This window comes from Exiguobacterium sp. s163 (assembly GCF_018617135.1).
Classification (GTDB): Bacteria; Bacillota; Bacilli; order Exiguobacteriales; family Exiguobacteriaceae; genus Exiguobacterium; species Exiguobacterium profundum.
In genome coordinates, this window is sequence record NZ_JACSJN010000003.1 from 251,131 (window position 1) to 270,986 (window position 19,856).

Genomic DNA, 19,856 nt, shown 5'->3' on the forward strand with positions numbered 1-19,856 from the left:
TGATATAAACATAAATCAAAGGAGATGATTATGATGAAAAAGGATAAATGGTTACTTGTAGGAGGTGGAATCTTCTTAAGCGTCTGCATCGTTGGCACGGCTTTATTCATGATGTCTGATGTATTCGGAACGAACCCTGTGAAAGAAGCTCCACAAGAGAAGGTAGTGAATTCCGTCACGAATCAGAGTGATAAGTCAGGAGAAAAAGAGGCAAACGCTCAGGGTGTACGAGAAACCATAGCTACCTCGTATTTAAAGCGTGTTACTCCTGTAGGATACGGGACGAAAGAGTTCCCATTGGAACAATCGGGGACGTTGAAGGAATCTTTATTGAGATATGCAGAATCGGGAGAAGTAGACGCTATCCTATCGGAGATGGAAAAGTACCTTGCTTCAAATCGATTCAGTGAAGAGAAGAATCTGGAAATCGCAGGAGTGTATGCAGATGCCACATTCGCCAGAGGACTTGTGGGCAAGAAAACATCAGAAATTAAGAAGGTGTTGCCGACTGGGTTCAAGACACCTGAGATGTTGGCGATAGTGCCACTTTTCTTGCCAGAAGAAATGCGCCGGACGCTTTATAAAGATTCAGAGTCATTAACACCGTTGAACCCGGGTCCTTGGAGAATTCAAGACAAATGGATGATTCAATCACCAGAAGATGCTGAAAAAGATGAAGTATATCAAGAAAATAGTGTGGCTGTCAGTATGTTTAACGTATTGGATGGATTGCATCAAATCCATGTCGTTGAGTTGATTCGTGAAGAAGAGCCGAATGTAAAAGTACGTGCATACGTAGGGGAATATATGAATGGGAAGCTAGTGTTGTATGGATATTATGTTCCGGACGGTATAAACCATTACTATCAGAACGTGGCATATTTTGAAGAAATTGAAGAGTTGTACCTGAAACCGAATGACGAGTATCAACAAGAACAGGCACAACAGGATGCTGAGAATGGAGAAATTCCAGAAGCGGTGCTTAAAGCATTTTTGAATCCAACAGAGTGAGAGAGGGGACACCCTCTCTTTTTTGTATTTCCGTATAACGCATCATTCATGAATATACCTTTAAGCCATTAAATAGGATAGCAAGAACTGACCATTGAGTGTTAGGTAAAAAAAATTAAAAGGAGTGATGTGAATGAAAACATCCGTTGAAACAGCTTTAAAATCGGAAACGCTAAAAATGTTAGGAAGTAATATCGTTGGCGTAATGATTGCGTTGACCGGAATCCAACTCACTGCGCTTGTCGTGTCGTTCATGATGAAAGAAAGTATCATGTTCGTGCACCTGACTACGTTTGTGACAAGTTTGATTGCTTTCACGGTTTTGAAAGACCATGCCGGAGAAAAGGAAAAAGAATTCGGAGCATCGTTGCTAAAAGCAAGCATCTTGATTGCTGTAATGGCAATTGTCAGTCATTTTTTCTTATCTGGCTTGAATAAGGTGGGGAATGAGGAGTTGAGAAGCTCAATTACCACGGTGATGATGCTTGTGAACATATTCTTATTTGTTTCCTCATTCGGGTTATGGCGTCAAGAATCGGTTAAGGAGATGTTTGAGACGTACTTGTCTACCAAACTGCTAGACCTCTTCGAAACGGAGACTGTCGTTCAGGATGGTGACGCCGTTATCGGGAAAGACATTGATGATAAAAAGCCGATAGTCGTACCGTTAAAAGACCGTTATCTGCATATGCTCGTACTAGGTCCGACTGGTTCAGGTAAAACATCGCAAACTATCATCCCAATGATTAATAAAGACATGCAAGTGCCTGAAATCGGAATTACGGTAATCGAACCTAAAGGTGACCTTGCAGAAAAGATTTGGGCAATGGCGAAACATTACGGTCGAGAAGTTCAATACTTCAACCCGATTTTACCGGATTGCCCGTATTTCAACCCTCTCTATGGGGACGAGGGAGATGTGATTGAAAACATGGCGATGACATTTAAAATGTTAAACCCGGATTCGCCACAATTCTTCCTTGATATGAACGAAAACCTTGTTCGAAAATCTCTGAAAGTTCTGAAACGACTGTATGGAAATGATGCGACCTTGTTGCAATTGGACAGCCTCATTCACAACACGGGCGGAGCGGGAGAGAAAATGGTGATGGAGTTCTCTCGTGTTAGTTCTCCGAACGAAACGATTCAAAAGGAAAACTCGGACATCGCATTGTGGTTCATGCAAGATTACTTTACAGGTGCGAAAGGAACAAAAACGGCAACTAAGACTTATGAACACTGTTCGGGAATCCGCTCACAGGTGGCAAAATTGACATCAAATGAATATCTCCGTCGTGTCTTAAATCCACCACCAGGGCGGGGGAGTGACGTTGATTTTGATGCGGCGCTTGAAAACGGTACAGTCATCACGATTGCGACAGCTCAAGGTAAACTTCGTGAGCTAGGGAGATTCCTTGGTTTCTTCATCATCCTACAGCTTCAGTCTGCGGTCTTCCGTCGTCCAGGCAATGAGTTTACACGTAAAGGGAACATGCTCTACATCGACGAATTCCAAGTCTATGCAAACCCTGGGTTCGAAGATATGCTCACGCAAGGACGCTCTTATCGTGTGGCATCGCACCTTGCGACTCAATCACGAGCTTTAATCGGTCGTGGCGGTCAGTCTGGAAAGGACTTCTTGGAAGTTGTGTCCACGAACTGTCGTAATGTTGTCGTGTACCCGGGTGGGTCAAATGCGGATGACCAATATTTTGAGAAATACTTCGGTGAAATCGAAGAAACCAGAATCGACAAAGGCATCTCACGCAAAAAGTTCAGCTTGTTCCATTCGGGTGGGGCAAAGACTGAGACCAGTCGAGAAGTTAAAGAGAAGAAGGCACGATTCTCCGCTACCGAGATTCATTTCCGTCCATTCGGTCAGGTCACACATGCATTGATGAAAAACAATAGTGTACAACCTCCAGGAGTCAGCTTAATTGAATATATTCCTAAAGAATTGAATCAATTATTGGATGAAATGGTGATGGAGTACAATGAGGAACAAGCTGAGAGAAGAGAAAAAATGCTCCAACTAGCGGGATTCGGAACTCCGGTGCCGGTACCCGCTAAGAATATCCCGACATTCGAGGACGAGCATATGTCAGTACAAGACCCGCTCTCGGGTGAGCAGTATGACGTTTTCACGCCTCCAGTGACACCTCCTACTCCTAAACCGAAACGTCAGGAGAGTGATGGCATTTTCTTCGAAGAAGGAGAAGATGTGCCGAAAAAGGCGAATGCGCCTGTTGCGGATGAAACGACATATAATCATCCGGGCGCTTCAACCATTGGACAGCCAGATATTTTCTTCAACGAAGACAACGATGTCTTATAAAAAAAGGAGTTCCTCATTTGAGGAACTCCTTTTAGTGATGATTAATATTAGGCTGAAGTCTCGATAACCCCAAAGTCTCCGTCTTTTCGTGTGTAAAGCAAACAGATAGTCCCGTCCATATCTGCGTTTGCAAAAATGAACTGCTGATGACCAAGTAGGTTCATCTGAAGAACGGCTTCTTTTTCAGACATCGGCTTCATGTCAAAACGTTTTCGTTTTGTGACTTGTACATCCTGCTCCATGCCTTCGTCCAATGGGGACATCGGTTGATGATGCTTGAGTCCTTCTTTCTTGAATTCACGAGCTAATTTATCATTGTCTCGCAAGCGTTTTTTCAATTTCTTTGCCAATCGAGGGAAGAACACGTAAACATCTTCACCGGTTTCTTCTAAGCGAACAACATCATTGTTGTGGTAAAACAATACGGTTGCCTTCATAATTGGTGACGCCTCAATCGTGACGGTGACTGCCTTGTCTTCTGGAAGCACATCAGTTAGAAACTGTAGCTCTTTCTCAACAAGTTCTTTTAACCCCACGGTCAAATCAATCTTTTTACCAGTAATGACTAGATTCATATCGAATCATCCCCCTTCTCTTTCTATGGTATAATCATATTTTTTTATTTGACTATTGTCAAATAATGATATGTCTACCTTGTCCTTATTCTATTCATGCTCTGTATGCTTTAGTCATGGTCAAACAAGTTTGAGATATATGGCATTTATTTTGACTATAGTGCAAATAATAAGTATCAATATGAATAAAAAAGGGATATACTTATACTATCAGCTTATGCGGAAGGGTGATTAAAAGTGAAATTTATTTACTTTGGAGACAAGCACGAGCGGGTCGATGTGCCGGAAAACCGGACAGATGATTATCACGCAAGTGTGAATGCGAAAACGGAAGAAATCAAGTCGTTAGGTAAGAAGCACAATGTCAAAGCCTTCTTGCAACCAGGAGATTTCTTGGATAAACCTAAGGTGCCATACGACTTCATCGGCGACTTGGTGAAAAGGTGGAGTACGGTCGATATCTTCTCGACATTAGGGTCTCTTATGCTAGGCAAACTAACTCCGGAAGATGTTGCGAAGGAGTTTGAATCGTGGACACCTATTCTCGGAGCCGTCGGGAACCATGAGCTGTTCGGGGAATCGTTGAAAAGCTATCCCAAAACGACACTTGCTTTCTTGGAGAAAATCGGATTCATGCATTTTCCTACGAAAGAGAAGCCGTTCATTTTTACAGATGAAGAGGGTCTTCGGGTCGCCGTCACTGCTACAAGCTATGATATCGGGATGGATAGTGACGAGCGTTTGTCTGACTATATCATTGAAGAGAAAGCAGGAGACATTCATATTCATATCGTCCATGGTTATTTGACGAACAAGGATATGGGAGATATGTTCCCGCATACGGTATTGGACAAAATTGCGAAGAAGACAAAGGCTGACCTGACTATCTCGGGGCATGACCACATCGGTTTCCCATTGACGGAAGTTGATGGAAAGTTCTTCGTAAATCCTGGTTCGCCGGTGCGTATGAAGAATGATAAGAAAGAAATGAAACGGCGTCCCAAGGTATTGTTAATTGAAGCTACGAAGGAAAAGGGCATTTCCGTCAAGACCATCTATTTAAAATCTGCACAGGTTGGAGAAGATATTCTCTCACGTGAGAAGATTGAGATGCGAGACGCCAGAAATGCTCAAATGGAAGAAATCAAATCCATCGTAAACAAGGCGCAACTAAAGGGCGGTACCAATATCAAGGATATTATCCGTGAAATCGCCGGAAATAAACACCTTGATGAGAAAACGATTGATGAGGCTATCGATAGAGTATCTGCGAAGATGGATGCCATTCAAAAAGTGACAAAGCCCGCTCCAGATTACACGATTGAAAAAGTTGTACTAGAGAACTTTAAATCGCATGTCTATTCTGAATTTGAAGTTTCAAGCGGATTGAATGTTTTCGTCGGGGAATCGGGAGCAGGTAAATCGTCTATCATGTCAGCGTTCGATTGGGTCTTTGAGAATGCCGGACGGAACCCCCGACGCCTCATCCATCATGGGAAAGATTATGCAAAGGTAAGCTTATATCTCTCGAATGGCTATATTGTAAGTCGTGTTGTTGACCGGAAGAAATCCGGTAAAAACGGCTATGAGGTCTATAATCCAATGACTGCGGAAGTCGAGGTATACAACACGAAGAGTTTGTCGCTGATTCAAGAACTCCTTGGATATAACAGTTTGGATATTGATACGGATAAGGATATCCCGCTCAATTTTCAACGTCAGGGCGACGGGTGGTTCTTCATTAGTGGGAATTTTACCCCGAGTATGAGAGCAAAGGTCATCGGGTCTGTTTACCAAACGCACTTTGTGGATGCGGTATTGAAAGATTTAGAAGCAGAGACGAAGAAGCTAAATCAAATTGAAAAAGAAAAGACGAATCAACTCAAAGCGACTGAAGAGAATATTGAACAATATGCTCACTTGGATGAGACGAAGAAGAAACTCGCTAAGTTAGAGGATATTATGGCGAAGATTGACGAATTAAAGTTAAATCGTGACAAACTTCAGTCCAAACTTGTTGAGTTAGGTCATATTAAAGAAAAGATTGACGAGAAAGAGCAGTCTTTGAAAAAACTTGACAAGGTTGAAGATGCGATTGCGAAAATGAATGAGGTCATGGCACGTCTTCAACAGCGGAACGCTTTGAAAGAACGTTCAATGCGCCTGACTAAAATGAGGAATGAGGCGGAAGTTGTCAAAGCAAGTATTCAAAAATTGTCCTCGGTGTCTCAAGCACGAGAGTTGTTCGACAAAATCGAGGGACTTATCATCGAACGAACAAAGCTTGTTCAACGGTATGAAGTTTATCTCTTGGCGGACACCAAGCGTCTGGATTTGGAAAAGAAAATCGATTCAATCGAAGTTGAGCTAAAAGCTCTCTCGAAATTGGAGAAATCGGAAGAATTGATGCAGAAACTTCTTTTACAGATTGAAAAACGAAAGCGATTGTCTGAAAAGGTATCAAACCTTTCGCATATCCAAAACGAAGGTGCGAAAGCCGCTGAAGCCGTTAAACAATCAACTGCTCATTTAATGAAGACGCTAGAAGAGTACAAGAAAGCTCTTAATTCCGTAGGCTCATGTCCGGTATGCTTGAGCAAAATCGATGAAGCTAGAATTGAAACTATCGTAACGGCTCATGTCGGATAAATAATAGAAGGGATGATGAATATGTCACATACACACACAAACGAGGTTTTGAACAAAAAAGTAGCTGAGCTCAACAAAACGTTGAAACAGGCAGAGACAAAGAAAATTCAAGATGAGACGGTGCTTAAAACACTGCGCTCCCAATACACTCAGGTGAAAAATGAGATGAAAGAAATGGGTGTTGAACCAGACAAGGCAGAGGACGAGATTAAAAAGATGGATGAAGAAATTGAAAAACTTTTACTTGAAGCCGAAGCATGTCTCCCTGATTTATCACAATTAAATTAAACATTAAGAAGAGGTGGAGAATAACCACCTCTTTTTATGTCCGAATAAGACGGAGTAAGACACATAGAATAATGAAAAAAAGGGTGTGATTTCGATGAAATGGGTTGTACGCTTGATTTTAAGTGCCGGACTCCTGGCATTATGCGTCATCGGCATGGTGAACGACAATATGATTATGGTTGCGCTCTCTCTTTCGCTCCCATACTTAATTGGGATGTATCTTTCTGACCGATTTGAAAATCGACTAAAGAAGATTCGGAAGATGGCATTTGCTATCGACAAAGAAATCGATTCAAAAGAGACAATCCCATTCACAATTGAGGGAGGGGTATATTTCTTTCAAGAAAAAGATATGTATTTGATAGAGCACGGAGATTATACGTTCACTGTTAGCGAGATGAAACCAAATCTGGTCAAGGATGAACGAGTGCGACGGATGAAATTGGAGAAGGTATATGCTACATCTATCTATGAGACCCGCTACTACCTATTATTCTCTCAATTGTTGAGCCTGTCGCTTGCTTTGTTTATGGCTGTGACAGAAGGTGCTTCGGGATATTTCATCATACCGGTTGCCTTGGGTCTCTACAATATCCTCGCATGGACAGAAGTCTATAGTGAGGCATTCTACTTGGATTGGGTGGATAAACAATTGAACAATCCTAAGCCGTTAAAAGCATTGATGACAATGTATGTGAGGGCTATATTAAACGAAGCTAGGCAAGAAGAAACGGATGTATTGGTACTGCCGACGGGCGACGTCGTAGTCTCATTCCTGGCAGATTCCAATCGAAAATACTACTTTGTTCCATATGATGACCTAGTAGCGTTTCAAAAAAAGGTTATTTTTGAAGGTTCGTATAAGCAATAAAAAAGAGGGGGGACGCAATGAATAGCGTTTCCTCTCTTTTTGGTATTAGAATCATCATTTTTCAAAAAAGGCATGATTGCCAATCTGTTTGATAAGCGTTTTGTTCTGTCCAATCCAACTATTCGGTGCAATTGCCACTGTACAAAAAAATGCCGCATCTCGCCCAAGCGTTCTCACTCCGTTATCGAACACCTCAGCCACCGCTCTTTTCGTATCGGGACTCGGTTGCTTTTTGTGAATCGAACCGTCCATAAATGGCGAAAACTGCTTTGGAGCAGTAATGACTGCCATCACTGTATTCGGAAACTCTTTCATCTCGATACGGTTTGCGATGATGGTTGCAACAGCTAGTCTACCCTCATAGGGTTCTCCGCCGGACTCGGCTTCTACTAGCTTCTCTAACCATAATCGTTCTTCGGCTGTCATCGAAATCGATTTTCCGTTGACCGTACTCTCTTCACCGGATGCCGGAAGCTTCGTTTTTTTCGTCAGTGATGTCTTTTGTATTGCGGTTGCTTTTGCATTCTTTGTTGTTTGAGCGACAGCGCTCATTGCCTTTGGCTTTGGTTTAGGTTTTGGTGGCGTATAGTGGATGTCTGAAGTTTTAGGCAACTCTTCCACCAATGCACATCCTTCTTTCGGCATATATTTATCTACATATTGTGCTTGAAGCTTTTTTTTAGCCTCATGTGTAAGAGGAAGTGATTCCGGAGCTTGATAAAACAATTCCGAAACCTCCTGTACTAAATCCGTCTCTTGTGCATGACCGTCCAATACACTTGCGTAAGCAACCCCCGTGTCGTTGGAAACAATCAACGAAAGCACGAACGCAGTAGAGAGCACTTTGTTTCTCATCTTCATGATAATTGGCATTCGAGGGAATGCCGCTCACCTCCTTATTTTGACTATAATGTAATTATATATAAACAATAGTCAAAATACAAATCGCTCATCATCGACTCTCTTCTCTGGGGGAATCTGTTGCTTATCAGATGGTGGTAGCTATGAATAAATGACGTCAATGAAATTAGAATGATTTAAAAGGAGGTGTATGATGATGAATAAACTAAAATGGGTCAAGAAAGTATTTCATTTTTCGATATATATGTTGGCTGTATCCATGTTGCTATCAACATGGGCGTCAGATTTTCTTCCACTATACGAGAGGATTTTCAGGACAGGACTTGTCTTTTACCTTGTCATTATCTATATCGAGTTCGTCGATGGTTCGACCTTAAGTCGATTCAAACCGTCACAGCTCTTCGAAGATTCTATCCAACGCTCCTCGAATGATTCAGATGAGACATTGATTCACGCTTCACGTCAAATTATTCATATGATTGGACTGATTCAATCAAGTGAGTCAACTACTGAGTTTGAATATCATAAAAAGCGTTTGATTGAACATCTCGAACATACTGAAGGTCTTACGATTCCGAAAAGATATGAACAAGTCCGGGATGATATCTTGTTAGAAGCCCGTGGGTTTGTGGCAGAAGTGACTCATTTCGGGTAGAACCAGAACGTGTAATATTTATATGGAGTAGAGGATATAGTATAGAAGTCATGACAAGGCGTCAGGAGTGATAGGGTGGAACGACAAAATGACCCGTAAGCTCCTGCCTTTTTTTATGTCAAAAAACACTAATCCTTCTTCGTGAGATATAATGGAGTTATCTAGGAAACAAGGTTAGGTTTTTAATGATTCTTATTATAGATTTACCGAAACCTACATAACATAAAGGACAAGACATAAAACTGGAATGTCTTTTGACATAGATTCGCCAAGACAATTCTTGAGTAGTAGCTTGAACCCGATGATAAAGTCACCGGGCACCCTAAAGCAGACCGTGGGAGGTCTTTCATATATAGTTATTTGTTCGTAACAATTTACTTCAAAGGAGAATGAACATGTTTAAATACAACCGTGAGAAGGCTGAAAAGCTTATCGAGGGATTGAGAGCCGATGGTACCGATGTCACAATCGAGAACCTTGACAAGTATCTTCACAATGGCGGAGTACTGGTTAGTGTTCACGTAGGTCGAATCCGTGGCAACATGGAGTTGACACCGGAAGTTCTAGGAATTGATGCTAGTCAAACAAGTCTCACGAAGTTCTTTAGCGATTACGCAAAGAATGGGTCATTGACCTTCATCCCAGTCGCATATGAAAAGGAACTTAAAAAGATTGAATCCCGTATAAGGATGGCAAAAACTCGGATGGCGGTTGGCTATGAGAACTCTTACATGCCTTTGACAACGTATAATGATTTTAAGGTTAAGTTGAATGAGGCACAACGAGACTATGAGGAATGTCGAGATAAAATCATCAAGGATTGGAACAATATTTTAGACCAGTTCGAAATGACGCTCGATAATGCATTGACATCACTCAACCCAACTAGACGTGATGAGCTCAAATCATTTATTCTGCGTCGAATCCCATCTGTTCAAGACTATCGTGATTCGTTTTACCTTACTGTCTCCGTGAAAGCATTTCCTGTGATGGAAAACGTCAATTTGCCGACGGAAGAATTGAACGAGCAGGTCAAGCAGACTGCTATCGAAGACAATATTCGAATGGTTCATGAAGTTCTGGGTGGCGCATTGAATGAGGCGTTCGAGACAGTGAACGTTGTGTTTGCGTCATTCACCAAAAACGGTAAAGTGGCACCTAAGACACATGGTGCTCTAAAAGATGCTGTGAAGCGTGTCAAAGAACGAGACATGTTTAAAAACCCGATGATTCAACGAATCACGGATGAAATGAACGAGTTGTCATTGCAGGTGATGTCACGAGATGTCCCTGAAATGTGTGAGAATTTGATGTCGAAAATCTATGGGTACGCAAAAGAAATCAGCGTGCATGGTTACATCAACACGAAAGATAGTTTAATGAAACCTTCTGATATGGAGATTCTCTATCAAACGATGACATAAAAAAAGACACTATTGAGTGTCTTTTTTTTATGTTTTACACTGCCACAGGCGCTTTGATAGGTGGATGCGGTTCATAGCCGATGACTTTGATATCATCCATTTCAAAATCAAAGATAGACGTTTTATCCGGATTCAACCAAAGCGTAGGGAATGGTCGAGGCTCTCGACTCAGCTGTTCCTTTGCTTGCTCGATATGATTTGAATACAGATGGACATCTGCCCCGCTATATACCAATTCACCAACATCCAATCCACATTCATGGGCTACAAGGTGTGTCAGGAGACCATAAGAGGCGATGTTGAATGGCAAGCCCAAGAACACGTCATTCGAGCGCATGTTGAAGAGACAACTCAACTTCCCATCTACCACGTAGAATTGGAATGAATAATGGCAAGGCGGTAGCGCCTGCGTCTGGAGTTCGGAAATGTTCCATGCGTCGCACAGTAAACGGCGAGAATCAGGATTCCGTTTGATTTCATCTAGGATGTATTGAATTTGGTCGTACACCTTGCCATCGGCGCCTTCCCAACGCCGCCATTGTTTCCCATAGACGTTCCCCAAGTCACCATAAGTTTCGGCGAAAGAGTCGTTCGTCAGCACAAGATGTTGATACCGCTTCAATTCTTTTTGATACTCCAGATTGAAGTGTTCGTCTTCTTGACATCGAATTCCGAAATTGGTCATATCCACACCATCATAGTCCGGTGATTCGACCCATTTTTTAAAGCCCCACTCATCCCAGATGTGATTGTTGTTCTCCAAGAGATATCGGATATTTGTGTCTCCCTTTAAAAACCATAGTAGCTCAGAAGTGATAAGCTTCATCGGAACACGTTTTGTCGTCAGTAGAGGAAAACCTTCTTTCAAGTTGAATCGCAACTGGCGTCCGAACAGGCTCAATGTCCCTGTTCCGGTTCTATCACCTTTCTGTACGCCATCCGAAAGCAACTCTTTCATCAAAGATAGATAAGCATGCTCAGGGTGTTTCTTCATTGGCGAGCACCTTCTTCCGACTCTTCGATTGCACGAGAGAATGAATAGAACGCCGCCTTCAAATCTTTGTCTGCACGACCGCTCAGCGCACCCAGTTCATGAATTCGCTTCATCGCCTTCAATTTTTTCTTGCCCTTCATAGCCAATGGGTATTCGACTAAAAATTCATCGTATTTCTCCAGTCCTGCCTCAATAAAAGCATGTCCCTCGGCATACACCTCTGCGACTTGATAGTCTCCTGAACGGAAGACTTCAATCTCGTGTTTGAAATCATCCAAAACAACTGGCAATTTAATCAACAATAGTCCAGGATTCAGTGATAATTTCGTCAGGTCTTGCATACTTGTTTGGAATCGCTTATAAGATTCGAACAAGCGCTCGACTGATTTCGCATAGGAATCCTCACCTTTTTGTTCCGAGATATCCTTGTTCTTACCGTCTTGCCCCCCGTTGATTTCACTTGGCAGTTCCCCGAAGGTTACCTGTACGTTTTCTTGTTCCATAACATCATCTCCATTTCACAAAATAATTGGTAGCCATACATCTGATTGCATAACATATAGGCGTATTGTATAATTATATTTATACAATAGTCAAAAAATGAAGTGTCGATGTTTCAATATAAAAACGTCCGGTTCAGGTTATTGCGCACCTTCGGTTCCCGTACAATACGGTATTACCAACAAAAAGGTGTGTCTAGTAATAACCTGGACACTTTTATTTTAAAGGAGGAATTGATGATGGAATTATTAGATGAATGGAATGTTCTTGATATTGAAATGGATTTGTTGGGAGAGGGAGAACGAGTGACACGAAAACTCATCCCGCTCACCGAGCTCTACTTCAAAGAAGAGACTGGATTCGGCATCTATAGTGTCGAGTTGCTTTCCGGTACATCCTATGTCATGAAGGGCAAGTTCCCGGGTTCGTTGACGATTGGGAACACCTATGAGGTCGAGGCAGATGTCACGAGATATCGAGGCGAGCTTCAATTAAATGTACTTCATATCAAAGTAGCAAAGGCTGAGGGGCGTAGAGCTATTATCTTCTATCTACAGACATTACATGGCTTGAAGACACGTGCCGAATCAATCTACGACACATTCGGAGACAAAACATTGGATGTAATGACGAACAACCCGAATCTTGTTGCGGCAAGAATGAATGGAATTGGGAAGAAAACAGCAATGAAATGGTCACAATTATTGAAAGAGAAGGCGCAAGAAGAAGAACAGTTGCTTTTCCTCTTCGGTCTGGGATTGAACCCGACACAAGTGGAAACGCTACAAAAGACATATGGAAGTAAAGTTCGAGATGTCTTGGAGTCAAACCCTTATCGACTCATTCAAGATGTTCGGGGTTACGGCTTCAAACGATGCGACACGATTGCGCAGAGTAGCGGCATCACGTTCAACGACGGTCGTCGTATTCGTGCGGGAATCATTTACATCTTGCAACTAGCGGTACGTGAAGGGAACACCTATCTCCCACAAGACGAAGTGAAGGCTCGTGTTCAAAACATGTTGGGACTACCAGGTCATCAAATCGATGATTCCGCTATCAATGATGCAGTAGAGATGTTGGCACTAGAGGGGGCAGTTGTGAATGACCACGGTCATGTCTATATGAAAAAATATTTCGTCATGGAAACTGAAATTGCCTATGAGGTTGAGCGGTTGGCAAGTCCTACAGCGTGGGCGAAGACAGACGAGAAAGCGGTCACGTCCATCCTTGATGACTATTTGAACGCAACCGGTATTCACCTAGAGGAAAAACAGCGGAAAGCAGTTGAGACATTCTCCTCTAAACGTGGAGGATTCTATATTTTGAATGGTTCTGCAGGTTGTGGGAAGACGTTCACATTGAAAGTCATTCTTGCCATTCTTCAATCGGTTCATCGCTCGAATGGGCTGAAATACTCGGTAAAAATCATGGCACCAACGGGAAAGGCGAGCAAAGTCGCATCGAAGGCAACCGGGAACACATGTATCACAATTCATCGTGGATTGGAATTCTCTCCTGAGGAAGGATTCACTCGGCATGCTCAAAACCCACTTGATGAAAATGTCATTGTGGTCGATGAATCGTCAATGCTTGATACAGAATTGGCACGGGATTTATTAGTCGCCATCAAAAGCGGCGCCAAAGTCATCTTTTTAGGGGACACGAAGCAATTGCCGAGTGTAGGTGCCGGTAACGTATTACTCGACCTCATTGGAAGTGGCGTTGTAGATGTCGTGACATTGGACGTTGTGAAGCGTCAAGGTGCAGAAAGCGGTATCATCGAGAATGCGAACCGTATCATTAGAGGTGAAATGGTCGAGACTCAGAATACGAATGATTCATTTGTTCTTCCTCGGCAATCAGATGAGGATATTCTTCAGACGACAATTCATAGTTACCGTCGTCTTTTGGAGAAAGGGATGCGTCCTGAAGAGGTTCAAGTGCTCACGCCACAGCGTAAAGGTTTACTTGGCATTTACAACCTAAATCGTGTATTCCAAGAAATGTTCAATCCGAATGGGAAAGCTTCTACGGTTCACAACCTTCAGATGCCGGACAACGAAACGCCTCTTCATTATCGAGTGGGAGATAAAGTCATTCACATTCAGAATGACATTGAACGCACTCTGTACAATAAAGATGACGGAAAGTACTGGGAATCACGAGAGAAAGGAATTACGAATGGTGAATGTGGTGTTGTTGCTGAAATCGTGACTGTGACAAAACGGGATGAATTGACGGACAAATTGACAACGACGGAACGAATCATCGTGAAATATGAAGATTGGTATGTGTATTATGAAGGGAAGGATGACTTGGAGATGTTAGACCATGCTTATGCTTTGACAATTCATAAGTCGCAAGGGAGTCAGTGGCAAGCAGTCATTCAACCTGTTTCAATGTCTCATATGCGGATGTTGGATAATAACCTCCTCTATACGGGCGAGACACGTGCAAGTCTGTTCCATTGTTACATCGCATATTTATATGCCCTCGAACGTGGAATTAAGACGTTCCGAGTCCACGAACGATATACTGGTTTATTGTCAAAATTAAAAAACGATTGAGAGAGGCATTCCTCTCTCTTTTTTTTACTTAAATCAAAGAATTAGAAAAAGACAGCTATATTAGCTGTCTCAATTATGCGTTTGATTGTTCTTTTTCAAGAATGTCGGTATAGAGTCGGGCAAGCTCCGATGTTTTTGAGTGTTTTAAGTTTCGCTGTGTAACAGGATGTTTAGACACTCCACGACGTTTGAGTTCTTTCATGAAAAATGATTTTTGGTACATATGACCATCTCCTTTAAAAATGTATTTTCCTGTCCCCTTCGCTCGAATGAGAGGGACGATGTATAATCACTATATATCTATTTTTGACTATAGTCAAAAATAGAATGTTCTACGTATCATACTCGATGTTCTAGGGATGGCGGGTTAATTGGTGAGGGTGGCAAAGAGTCTGTAGTTTATGAGATATAAAGCTTCACTTGGGAAAAATACACTTCAACCATGTCGTGATATGCTATAATTTCTCACACTATGTTAAATAATCATTCATCGTAGCACTTTAATTGATTTTGCGTACAAAAAAGAGGCGGTTGTGTCATCTCCGCCCCTTTCAATCATTTCGATACGTTGAGAATGTCATGCACCACATCTGCCAGTTCATCAGCGAAATTGGCAATGTCATGATATCCATTACTGTGCTTTTCTTGATAAGCAAAGTTGAATAGGATATCCACTTGTTCACTCGTCAATCGATTTTGCTCTGCAATACACGCTTTCAAGTCACTCTGCAATTGAGCTTCCCATTCGTTACATGCGGAAATGTATTCCCTCCGTTGAGCTTGATACTTTTCATTGTTCGATTTAACAAACTCTTCGTTCCAAATCACGGATTGTGTCCGGTCTTCAATGTGACCATTTTTGAGTCGTCTTGTCGTCACGAAGTCTTCTTCTTTGACCGGTTTCGAATAATACTCTTCAACTGTTTCAAATATGCTTTTCATATAAAAAGTCCTCCTTAGGTAGTGATGCATATGCATCTCCAATTGATTAGTTTTCTTATGTTATGCTAATGAGGTTGTTTTCATAAAAATATCGATGATTGAAATCTGACAAGTACATATAATAGTAAGGTTAAAAAAACATAAGGAGGAATCGTAATGAACACAACGACTCCAGGAATCGAAAGGCTAGTATTTTTACAACAGGAAATCAAGAAACATGATGAATTGTATGAGATGAACCAACCGGTCATTACGGACGGTGAATACGACAACTTATATCAGGAGCTTGTGGCTTTGGAGGAACAGCACCCAGATATGGTGACTCCCGACTCTCCGACACAGCGAATCGTGACAACGCTTGTTTCCTCATTGAAGAAGGTTCGACACGACAACCCGATGCTCTCTCAGGACAAGGTGAACGATGAGGCAGGTCTTCGCAAATTCTTGGCAAAGAACACGACCGGAAGCCGAATCATTGTCCAACAAAAGCTTGATGGACTGACGATTGTCGATGTACGAAAACAAGGTGCAATGAAGCAAGCGGTAACACGTGGGGATGGCTATATCGGTGAAGATGTCTCGCACAACGTGAAGACTTTCGACAATGTACCGGATAAGATTCCTTTCGAGAACGACTTGAGTGTACGGATGGAAGCGATTATCCCTTTTGACGAGTTTGAGCGAATCAATGTGGATGGAAGCTATTCGAATCCTCGGAACCTTGCATCCGGAACAGTACGTCAACTCGACTCGAAGATTGCGGCTGAGCGGAACCTTCTAGGGATTGCGTTCGAACTTGAAAAGGCGGATGGGACAGCGTTCGGAACAGATGTCGAACGTTTGGAGTTCATGAAAGAACTTGGATTTGACGTAGTACCGTACAAAGTGTTCGAACCGCATGAGCAAGAGGCACTCATCGAGTACTGCTTGAACTATAATACGGAAGTACGACCATCAATTCCGTATATGATTGACGGTCTCGTCATTAAATTTGATGACATCGCACTACGGGAACAACTCGGTTATACGTCAAAATTCCCAAAATGGTCTTGTGCGTTCAAGTTTGAATCATTGGATGCCACGACGACTTTGCGAAATGTCGCTTTCCAGGTAGGGAAGAGCGGTCAAATCACACCGGTGGCGGAGTTTGATAAAATCAACATCAGTGGTGTCAACATCACTCGTGCGACCCTTCACAATTATTCGAACATTATCACAAAAGATATTCGAATTGGAGACAAGATTGTTGTGGCACGTGCCAATGATGTCATCCCTCAGGTCGTCAAGGCGATTCATGCCGAACGTTCAGGTGAGGAAAAGGTTGTCGAAATGCCTTCAACCTGCCCATCATGCGCATCACCGACTGAACGTATCGGAGAAAACGTCTACTGCACTGGTGCGACATGTAAACCACAATTCGCAGGGAAACTGGCTCACTATGTCAGTCGAAAGGCGATGAATATTGACGGATTAGGGGATAAGACGGTGGAAGTCCTTCTGGAGCGGAATCTAATCGAATCTTTCGCAGACCTTTATCGACTCCACGAGAAGCGAGACCAGTTCACGGACATGGAAGGCTTCGGCGAGAAGAAGATTGATAAGATGCTCAAAGGGATTGAAGACTCGAAAGAAATGCCATTCGAAAAGGCACTCTATGGTCTAAGTATCCGACTCATCGGACAATCTGCATCGAAAGATGTGGCAAAGAAGTTCGGTTCGATGGAGAACCTTTTGGAATCCTCATTGCTCCCAAACTTTAAAACTGAGTTAATGGGGATTGAGGACTTTGGAGAGACGATGTCTGACTCGCTTATCGACTACTTGAAGAACCCGAAGAACCGGATGCAGATTCAGGAAATGTTGGATTTAGGCGTTAAGATGGTTTCGTCTGAAACAGCGGAAGTAGCTGTCGAAGGTACGAGCTTGGAAGGAAGCCCATTTGTCATCACCGGCGCACTCTCGAAGTCACGTGACGAGTTCAAAGCTCTCATTGAGGCGAGAGGTGGAAAAGTGAGCGGGTCTGTCAGCAAGAAGACAACATATCTTCTCATGGGTGACGATGCGAATGGAACTTCTAAGCATAAGAAAGCAATGGATTTAGGTGTCACGATTCTTTCTGAAGAAGGATTCAATGCACTATAAGATAGTTAGAGTGATATCCATAATGGATGTCACTCTTTTTTGACTAGTTGGTATGACCCGAACATAGAATATGGTAGTTTAATAATAATGGAGTGGCAGATGTCACATAGAAAGAAGGAGAACAATATGAATTTCTCAGACTTATATTTTCAAGCGAACAAGCAATTTTTCCTAAATGACCTGGTTCCGCTCGACAAAGATTTCTTTGCTGAGATGAACCGCTCGCATTGGGAAGAACCGTACAGTCTCATGAGCTTTGAAAAATGGAAAGAAGAACTTGAGTCAAACGGTTATGATGTCAACCGGATTAGGCGGAGTAGTCATCCAGAAGGATTACGTCAATTTTTCTACGTCGGGGAGTATTGGACTGTCGAACTTCAAATATTAGACCCATCTTGGCTGACAACGGAATTCGGACTCGGTTACTTGAGAGCGGATGAACTAGGTAGGGAACTATTGGAACAAAAGAACTACACCATGTACTTCTTCTCCGAGAATAATCTGTTTGCGATTGATTACTTCCATAAACACGTGGATAAAATTGCTCCAGAAGATAGGTACGAGGCGTTTAAAAGTATGTATATCCACTGCAACTATGGGTTCGATGCATTTGACCAGGCATTGCTCAAACAGGTCTTTTCATTGAATGAAACCCATGAAGCAATCAAAGAATTACATGAATTGTCGGAAGAAGGGTACATCACCGTCTATCGTGGAGAAGGTGCTCGCTCTACCGGAATTGAGTCAGCTTATTCGTGGACGCTGTCAAGAGATGTCGCACGGCGATTTGCACATCATTTCGAACGAGGAAGGGTTTACAAAGCCAAGGTTCATTTAAACGATGCAATCGACTATATCGACGAGCGAAATGAGAAAGAAGTCTGGGTGCGTTACTCCGACTTAGTCGATGTCGAGTTGATTGAAGGGGAATAATAGAGAAAAGAGGTCAGGCAGATGTTTGGTCATGAGGAACGTGAAGGGTGGTTTTTCACGAAGACGTTCAATGTTTATCAAAAAGTGAACAATAAATCATACGTATATGTAAGTCGTCAGTTCGGATTCTACACGGTGCAATTGTATGAACGGGGAACTGCATGCATGTGTACATTGGAAGCACGTTCAGAACAAAATGTAGATGCACTTTTTGAATTGGGAGAGAAATGGCTACTAGACTTTGGAGACTATGACCATGCGAAAATTCGAGAGTGTCCTTATTTTATCGGAAATCCGAATCTTAGAGAGGTCTTTTGGATAGACTAAAGCTTATCACATAAAAAGAGAGAGACAATCGTCTCCCTCTTTCTTTTTTTATATATATCAAATCAATTATGCTTCTTTATCAATGACGTGAAGGTTTAAGACTGTCACGACATCATCTGCGTGCTCTTGGTGAACATAGCCGATGATACCTCCATGCTTTTCGCTAACGATGGCAACTAGTTCATTTTTGTTCAACCAGTCTTTCGCATCATGGACGTTCTCATCCTCAAGGTCTTGATGAAAGAAGGGATGTTCTCCTCCTGGATAGGCTTTCGCAATTGTTTCATTGTCCTTCTCAGTCAAGTTCATCACGTTATTTGCCATGTTGATTTCCCCCTAATTATTGAATGCTATCCTTTACGATTGACGCTACGAGTGCGTTATCAGCCTTACCGGAAACAAGAGGTTTCACGATTTTCATCGCTTCCCCCATGTTCATCCCACTCATTACTCCGTTAGCAATCACCAATTCACGAATCTCAGCCTCACTCAACATCTTTGGAAGATACGATTCCAAAATGGCGATTTTCTGATTTTCAAGGGTGAGAATGTCTTCTCGTCCCCATTTCTCTGCCTCCGCCACCGATTGACGAGTCTGTTTCAGCTCCTTCTGTAAAACAGCAAGTTCTTCTGCCTCATTCAGCGTTGTACCTTTTTCCTTTTCAGCATTTGTCAAAGCGGACTTCACTAGAGTGAGAACGCCTTTCTTCACTTTATTTTTGTCACGCATCGCTGTAAATAAGTCTTGTGTAATTTTGTGCTTCATCATCATGACCAC

Annotated in this window: 19 protein-coding genes; 11 read left to right on the top strand and 8 right to left on the bottom strand. The window is 42.4% G+C overall.

Annotated elements, in window-relative coordinates; all coding sequences use genetic code 11:
* The first annotated feature begins 33 nt into the window (after positions 1-33).
* Both KNO71_RS10125 and KNO71_RS10130 read left to right on the top strand, forming a co-directional pair.
* Positions 34-1,011, top strand: a complete 978-nt coding sequence (locus tag KNO71_RS10125; protein WP_214688457.1) for a hypothetical protein — start codon at positions 34-36, stop codon at positions 1,009-1,011.
* Between the two features lie 133 nt (positions 1,012-1,144).
* Positions 1,145-3,346: a type IV secretory system conjugative DNA transfer family protein gene (locus KNO71_RS10130; protein ID WP_214688459.1), complete on the top strand. Its 2,202-nt coding sequence runs from the start codon at positions 1,145-1,147 to the stop codon at positions 3,344-3,346.
* A 47-nt stretch (positions 3,347-3,393) separates the two neighbouring features.
* Here the strand turns inward: KNO71_RS10130 and KNO71_RS10135 are convergent, their stop codons facing one another.
* Entirely contained in the window at positions 3,394-3,921 is a 528-nt protein-coding gene (locus tag KNO71_RS10135) for a ribosome hibernation promotion factor (protein ID WP_214688460.1), read from the bottom strand.
* Positions 3,922-4,158: 237 nt separating this feature from the next.
* Between KNO71_RS10135 and KNO71_RS17855 the strand changes: the two genes are divergently transcribed.
* From KNO71_RS17855 to KNO71_RS10150, 3 genes are all read left to right on the top strand, one after another.
* The gene (locus KNO71_RS17855) at positions 4,159-6,570 is read left to right on the top strand and encodes a metallophosphoesterase (RefSeq protein ID WP_214688463.1); all 2,412 of its coding nucleotides are present in this window, start codon (positions 4,159-4,161) and stop codon (positions 6,568-6,570) included.
* A gap of 48 nt (positions 6,571-6,618) precedes the next feature.
* A complete protein-coding gene (locus KNO71_RS10145; protein ID WP_214688465.1) occupies positions 6,619-6,858 on the top strand; it encodes a hypothetical protein in 240 nt (79 codons plus the stop codon).
* Positions 6,859-6,952: 94 nt separating this feature from the next.
* Positions 6,953-7,729, top strand: coding sequence for a hypothetical protein (locus tag KNO71_RS10150; protein WP_214688467.1), 777 nt, complete (start codon positions 6,953-6,955; stop codon positions 7,727-7,729).
* Between the two features lie 54 nt (positions 7,730-7,783).
* Here KNO71_RS10150 and KNO71_RS10155 read toward each other — a convergent pair whose 3' ends face one another.
* Positions 7,784-8,602, bottom strand: a complete 819-nt coding sequence (locus KNO71_RS10155; protein WP_214688469.1) for a cell wall hydrolase — start codon at positions 8,600-8,602, stop codon at positions 7,784-7,786.
* Between the two features lie 184 nt (positions 8,603-8,786).
* On the opposite strand from KNO71_RS10155, the gene KNO71_RS10160 reads away from it, so the two are divergent.
* Complete coding sequence (locus tag KNO71_RS10160) at positions 8,787-9,245, top strand: hypothetical protein (protein ID WP_214688471.1); 459 nt, start codon at positions 8,787-8,789, stop codon at positions 9,243-9,245.
* 395 nt (positions 9,246-9,640) lie between these two features.
* Entirely contained in the window at positions 9,641-10,669 is a 1,029-nt protein-coding gene (locus KNO71_RS10165) for a hypothetical protein (RefSeq protein ID WP_214688473.1), read from the top strand.
* A gap of 34 nt (positions 10,670-10,703) precedes the next feature.
* Here the strand turns inward: KNO71_RS10165 and KNO71_RS10170 are convergent, their stop codons facing one another.
* Together KNO71_RS10170 and KNO71_RS10175 are read right to left on the bottom strand one after the other, a co-directional pair.
* On the bottom strand, positions 10,704-11,663 hold the full coding sequence (locus KNO71_RS10170; RefSeq protein ID WP_214688475.1) for a thymidylate synthase: 960 nt from the start codon (positions 11,661-11,663) through the stop codon (positions 10,704-10,706).
* Entirely contained in the window at positions 11,660-12,166 is a 507-nt protein-coding gene (locus KNO71_RS10175) for a hypothetical protein (RefSeq protein ID WP_214688477.1), read from the bottom strand. Before KNO71_RS10175 ends, KNO71_RS10170 begins: the two co-directional genes overlap by 4 nt.
* Positions 12,167-12,403: 237 nt before the next feature.
* Between KNO71_RS10175 and recD2 the strand changes: the two genes are divergently transcribed.
* Complete coding sequence (gene recD2, locus KNO71_RS10180; protein WP_214688479.1) at positions 12,404-14,734, top strand: SF1B family DNA helicase RecD2; 2,331 nt, start codon at positions 12,404-12,406, stop codon at positions 14,732-14,734.
* A 73-nt stretch (positions 14,735-14,807) separates the two neighbouring features.
* Here the strand turns inward: recD2 and KNO71_RS10185 are convergent, their stop codons facing one another.
* The gene (locus tag KNO71_RS10185; protein ID WP_214688481.1) at positions 14,808-14,957 is read right to left on the bottom strand and encodes a DUF2639 domain-containing protein; all 150 of its coding nucleotides are present in this window, start codon (positions 14,955-14,957) and stop codon (positions 14,808-14,810) included.
* A gap of 332 nt (positions 14,958-15,289) precedes the next feature.
* Positions 15,290-15,676 carry a hypothetical protein gene (locus KNO71_RS10190; RefSeq protein WP_214688483.1) on the bottom strand — a complete coding sequence of 129 codons (387 nt, stop codon included), beginning with the start codon at positions 15,674-15,676 and terminating at the stop codon, positions 15,290-15,292.
* A gap of 156 nt (positions 15,677-15,832) precedes the next feature.
* Between KNO71_RS10190 and ligA the strand changes: the two genes are divergently transcribed.
* The 3 genes from ligA (at position 15,833) to KNO71_RS10205 (ending at position 19,078) form a co-directional block, all read left to right on the top strand.
* Positions 15,833-17,818 (top strand): NAD-dependent DNA ligase LigA, encoded by a 1,986-nt coding sequence (gene ligA, locus KNO71_RS10195; protein WP_214688485.1) that lies wholly within the window; start codon positions 15,833-15,835, stop codon positions 17,816-17,818.
* Positions 17,819-17,944: 126 nt separating this feature from the next.
* On the top strand, positions 17,945-18,751 hold the full coding sequence (locus KNO71_RS10200) for a hypothetical protein (protein WP_214688487.1): 807 nt from the start codon (positions 17,945-17,947) through the stop codon (positions 18,749-18,751).
* A 21-nt stretch (positions 18,752-18,772) separates the two neighbouring features.
* Positions 18,773-19,078, top strand: a complete 306-nt coding sequence (locus KNO71_RS10205; protein ID WP_214688489.1) for a hypothetical protein — start codon at positions 18,773-18,775, stop codon at positions 19,076-19,078.
* Positions 19,079-19,144: 66 nt separating this feature from the next.
* Here KNO71_RS10205 and KNO71_RS10210 read toward each other — a convergent pair whose 3' ends face one another.
* Both KNO71_RS10210 and KNO71_RS10215 read right to left on the bottom strand, forming a co-directional pair.
* Complete coding sequence (locus KNO71_RS10210) at positions 19,145-19,402, bottom strand: hypothetical protein (RefSeq protein ID WP_214688491.1); 258 nt, start codon at positions 19,400-19,402, stop codon at positions 19,145-19,147.
* A 16-nt stretch (positions 19,403-19,418) separates the two neighbouring features.
* On the bottom strand, positions 19,419-19,844 hold the full coding sequence (locus tag KNO71_RS10215) for a GatB/YqeY domain-containing protein (protein ID WP_251031972.1): 426 nt from the start codon (positions 19,842-19,844) through the stop codon (positions 19,419-19,421).
* Positions 19,845-19,856 lie beyond the last annotated feature (12 nt).

Bases quoted from the DNA above. Each gene is read 5' to 3' on its own strand.
- KNO71_RS10125 (WP_214688457.1), top strand. From the start codon at position 34: ATGAAAAAGGATAAATGGTTACTTGTAGGAGGTGGAATCTTCTTAAGC.
- KNO71_RS10130 (WP_214688459.1), top strand. From the start codon at position 1,145: ATGAAAACATCCGTTGAAACAGCTTTAAAATCGGAAACGCTAAAAATG.
- KNO71_RS10135 (WP_214688460.1), bottom strand. From the start codon at position 3,921: ATGAATCTAGTCATTACTGGTAAAAAGATTGATTTGACCGTGGGGTTA.
- KNO71_RS10150 (WP_214688467.1), top strand. From the start codon at position 6,953: ATGAAATGGGTTGTACGCTTGATTTTAAGTGCCGGACTCCTGGCATTA.
- KNO71_RS10155 (WP_214688469.1), bottom strand. From the start codon at position 8,602: ATGCCAATTATCATGAAGATGAGAAACAAAGTGCTCTCTACTGCGTTC.
- KNO71_RS10160 (WP_214688471.1), top strand. From the start codon at position 8,787: ATGAATAAACTAAAATGGGTCAAGAAAGTATTTCATTTTTCGATATAT.
- KNO71_RS10165 (WP_214688473.1), top strand. From the start codon at position 9,641: ATGTTTAAATACAACCGTGAGAAGGCTGAAAAGCTTATCGAGGGATTG.
- KNO71_RS10170 (WP_214688475.1), bottom strand. From the start codon at position 11,663: ATGAAGAAACACCCTGAGCATGCTTATCTATCTTTGATGAAAGAGTTG.
- KNO71_RS10175 (WP_214688477.1), bottom strand. From the start codon at position 12,166: ATGGAACAAGAAAACGTACAGGTAACCTTCGGGGAACTGCCAAGTGAA.
- recD2 (WP_214688479.1), top strand. From the start codon at position 12,404: ATGGAATTATTAGATGAATGGAATGTTCTTGATATTGAAATGGATTTG.
- KNO71_RS10185 (WP_214688481.1), bottom strand. From the start codon at position 14,957: ATGTACCAAAAATCATTTTTCATGAAAGAACTCAAACGTCGTGGAGTG.
- KNO71_RS10190 (WP_214688483.1), bottom strand. From the start codon at position 15,676: ATGAAAAGCATATTTGAAACAGTTGAAGAGTATTATTCGAAACCGGTC.
- ligA (WP_214688485.1), top strand. From the start codon at position 15,833: ATGAACACAACGACTCCAGGAATCGAAAGGCTAGTATTTTTACAACAG.
- KNO71_RS10200 (WP_214688487.1), top strand. From the start codon at position 17,945: ATGAATTTCTCAGACTTATATTTTCAAGCGAACAAGCAATTTTTCCTA.
- KNO71_RS10205 (WP_214688489.1), top strand. From the start codon at position 18,773: ATGTTTGGTCATGAGGAACGTGAAGGGTGGTTTTTCACGAAGACGTTC.
- KNO71_RS10210 (WP_214688491.1), bottom strand. From the start codon at position 19,402: ATGGCAAATAACGTGATGAACTTGACTGAGAAGGACAATGAAACAATT.
- KNO71_RS10215 (WP_251031972.1), bottom strand. From the start codon at position 19,844: ATGAAGCACAAAATTACACAAGACTTATTTACAGCGATGCGTGACAAA.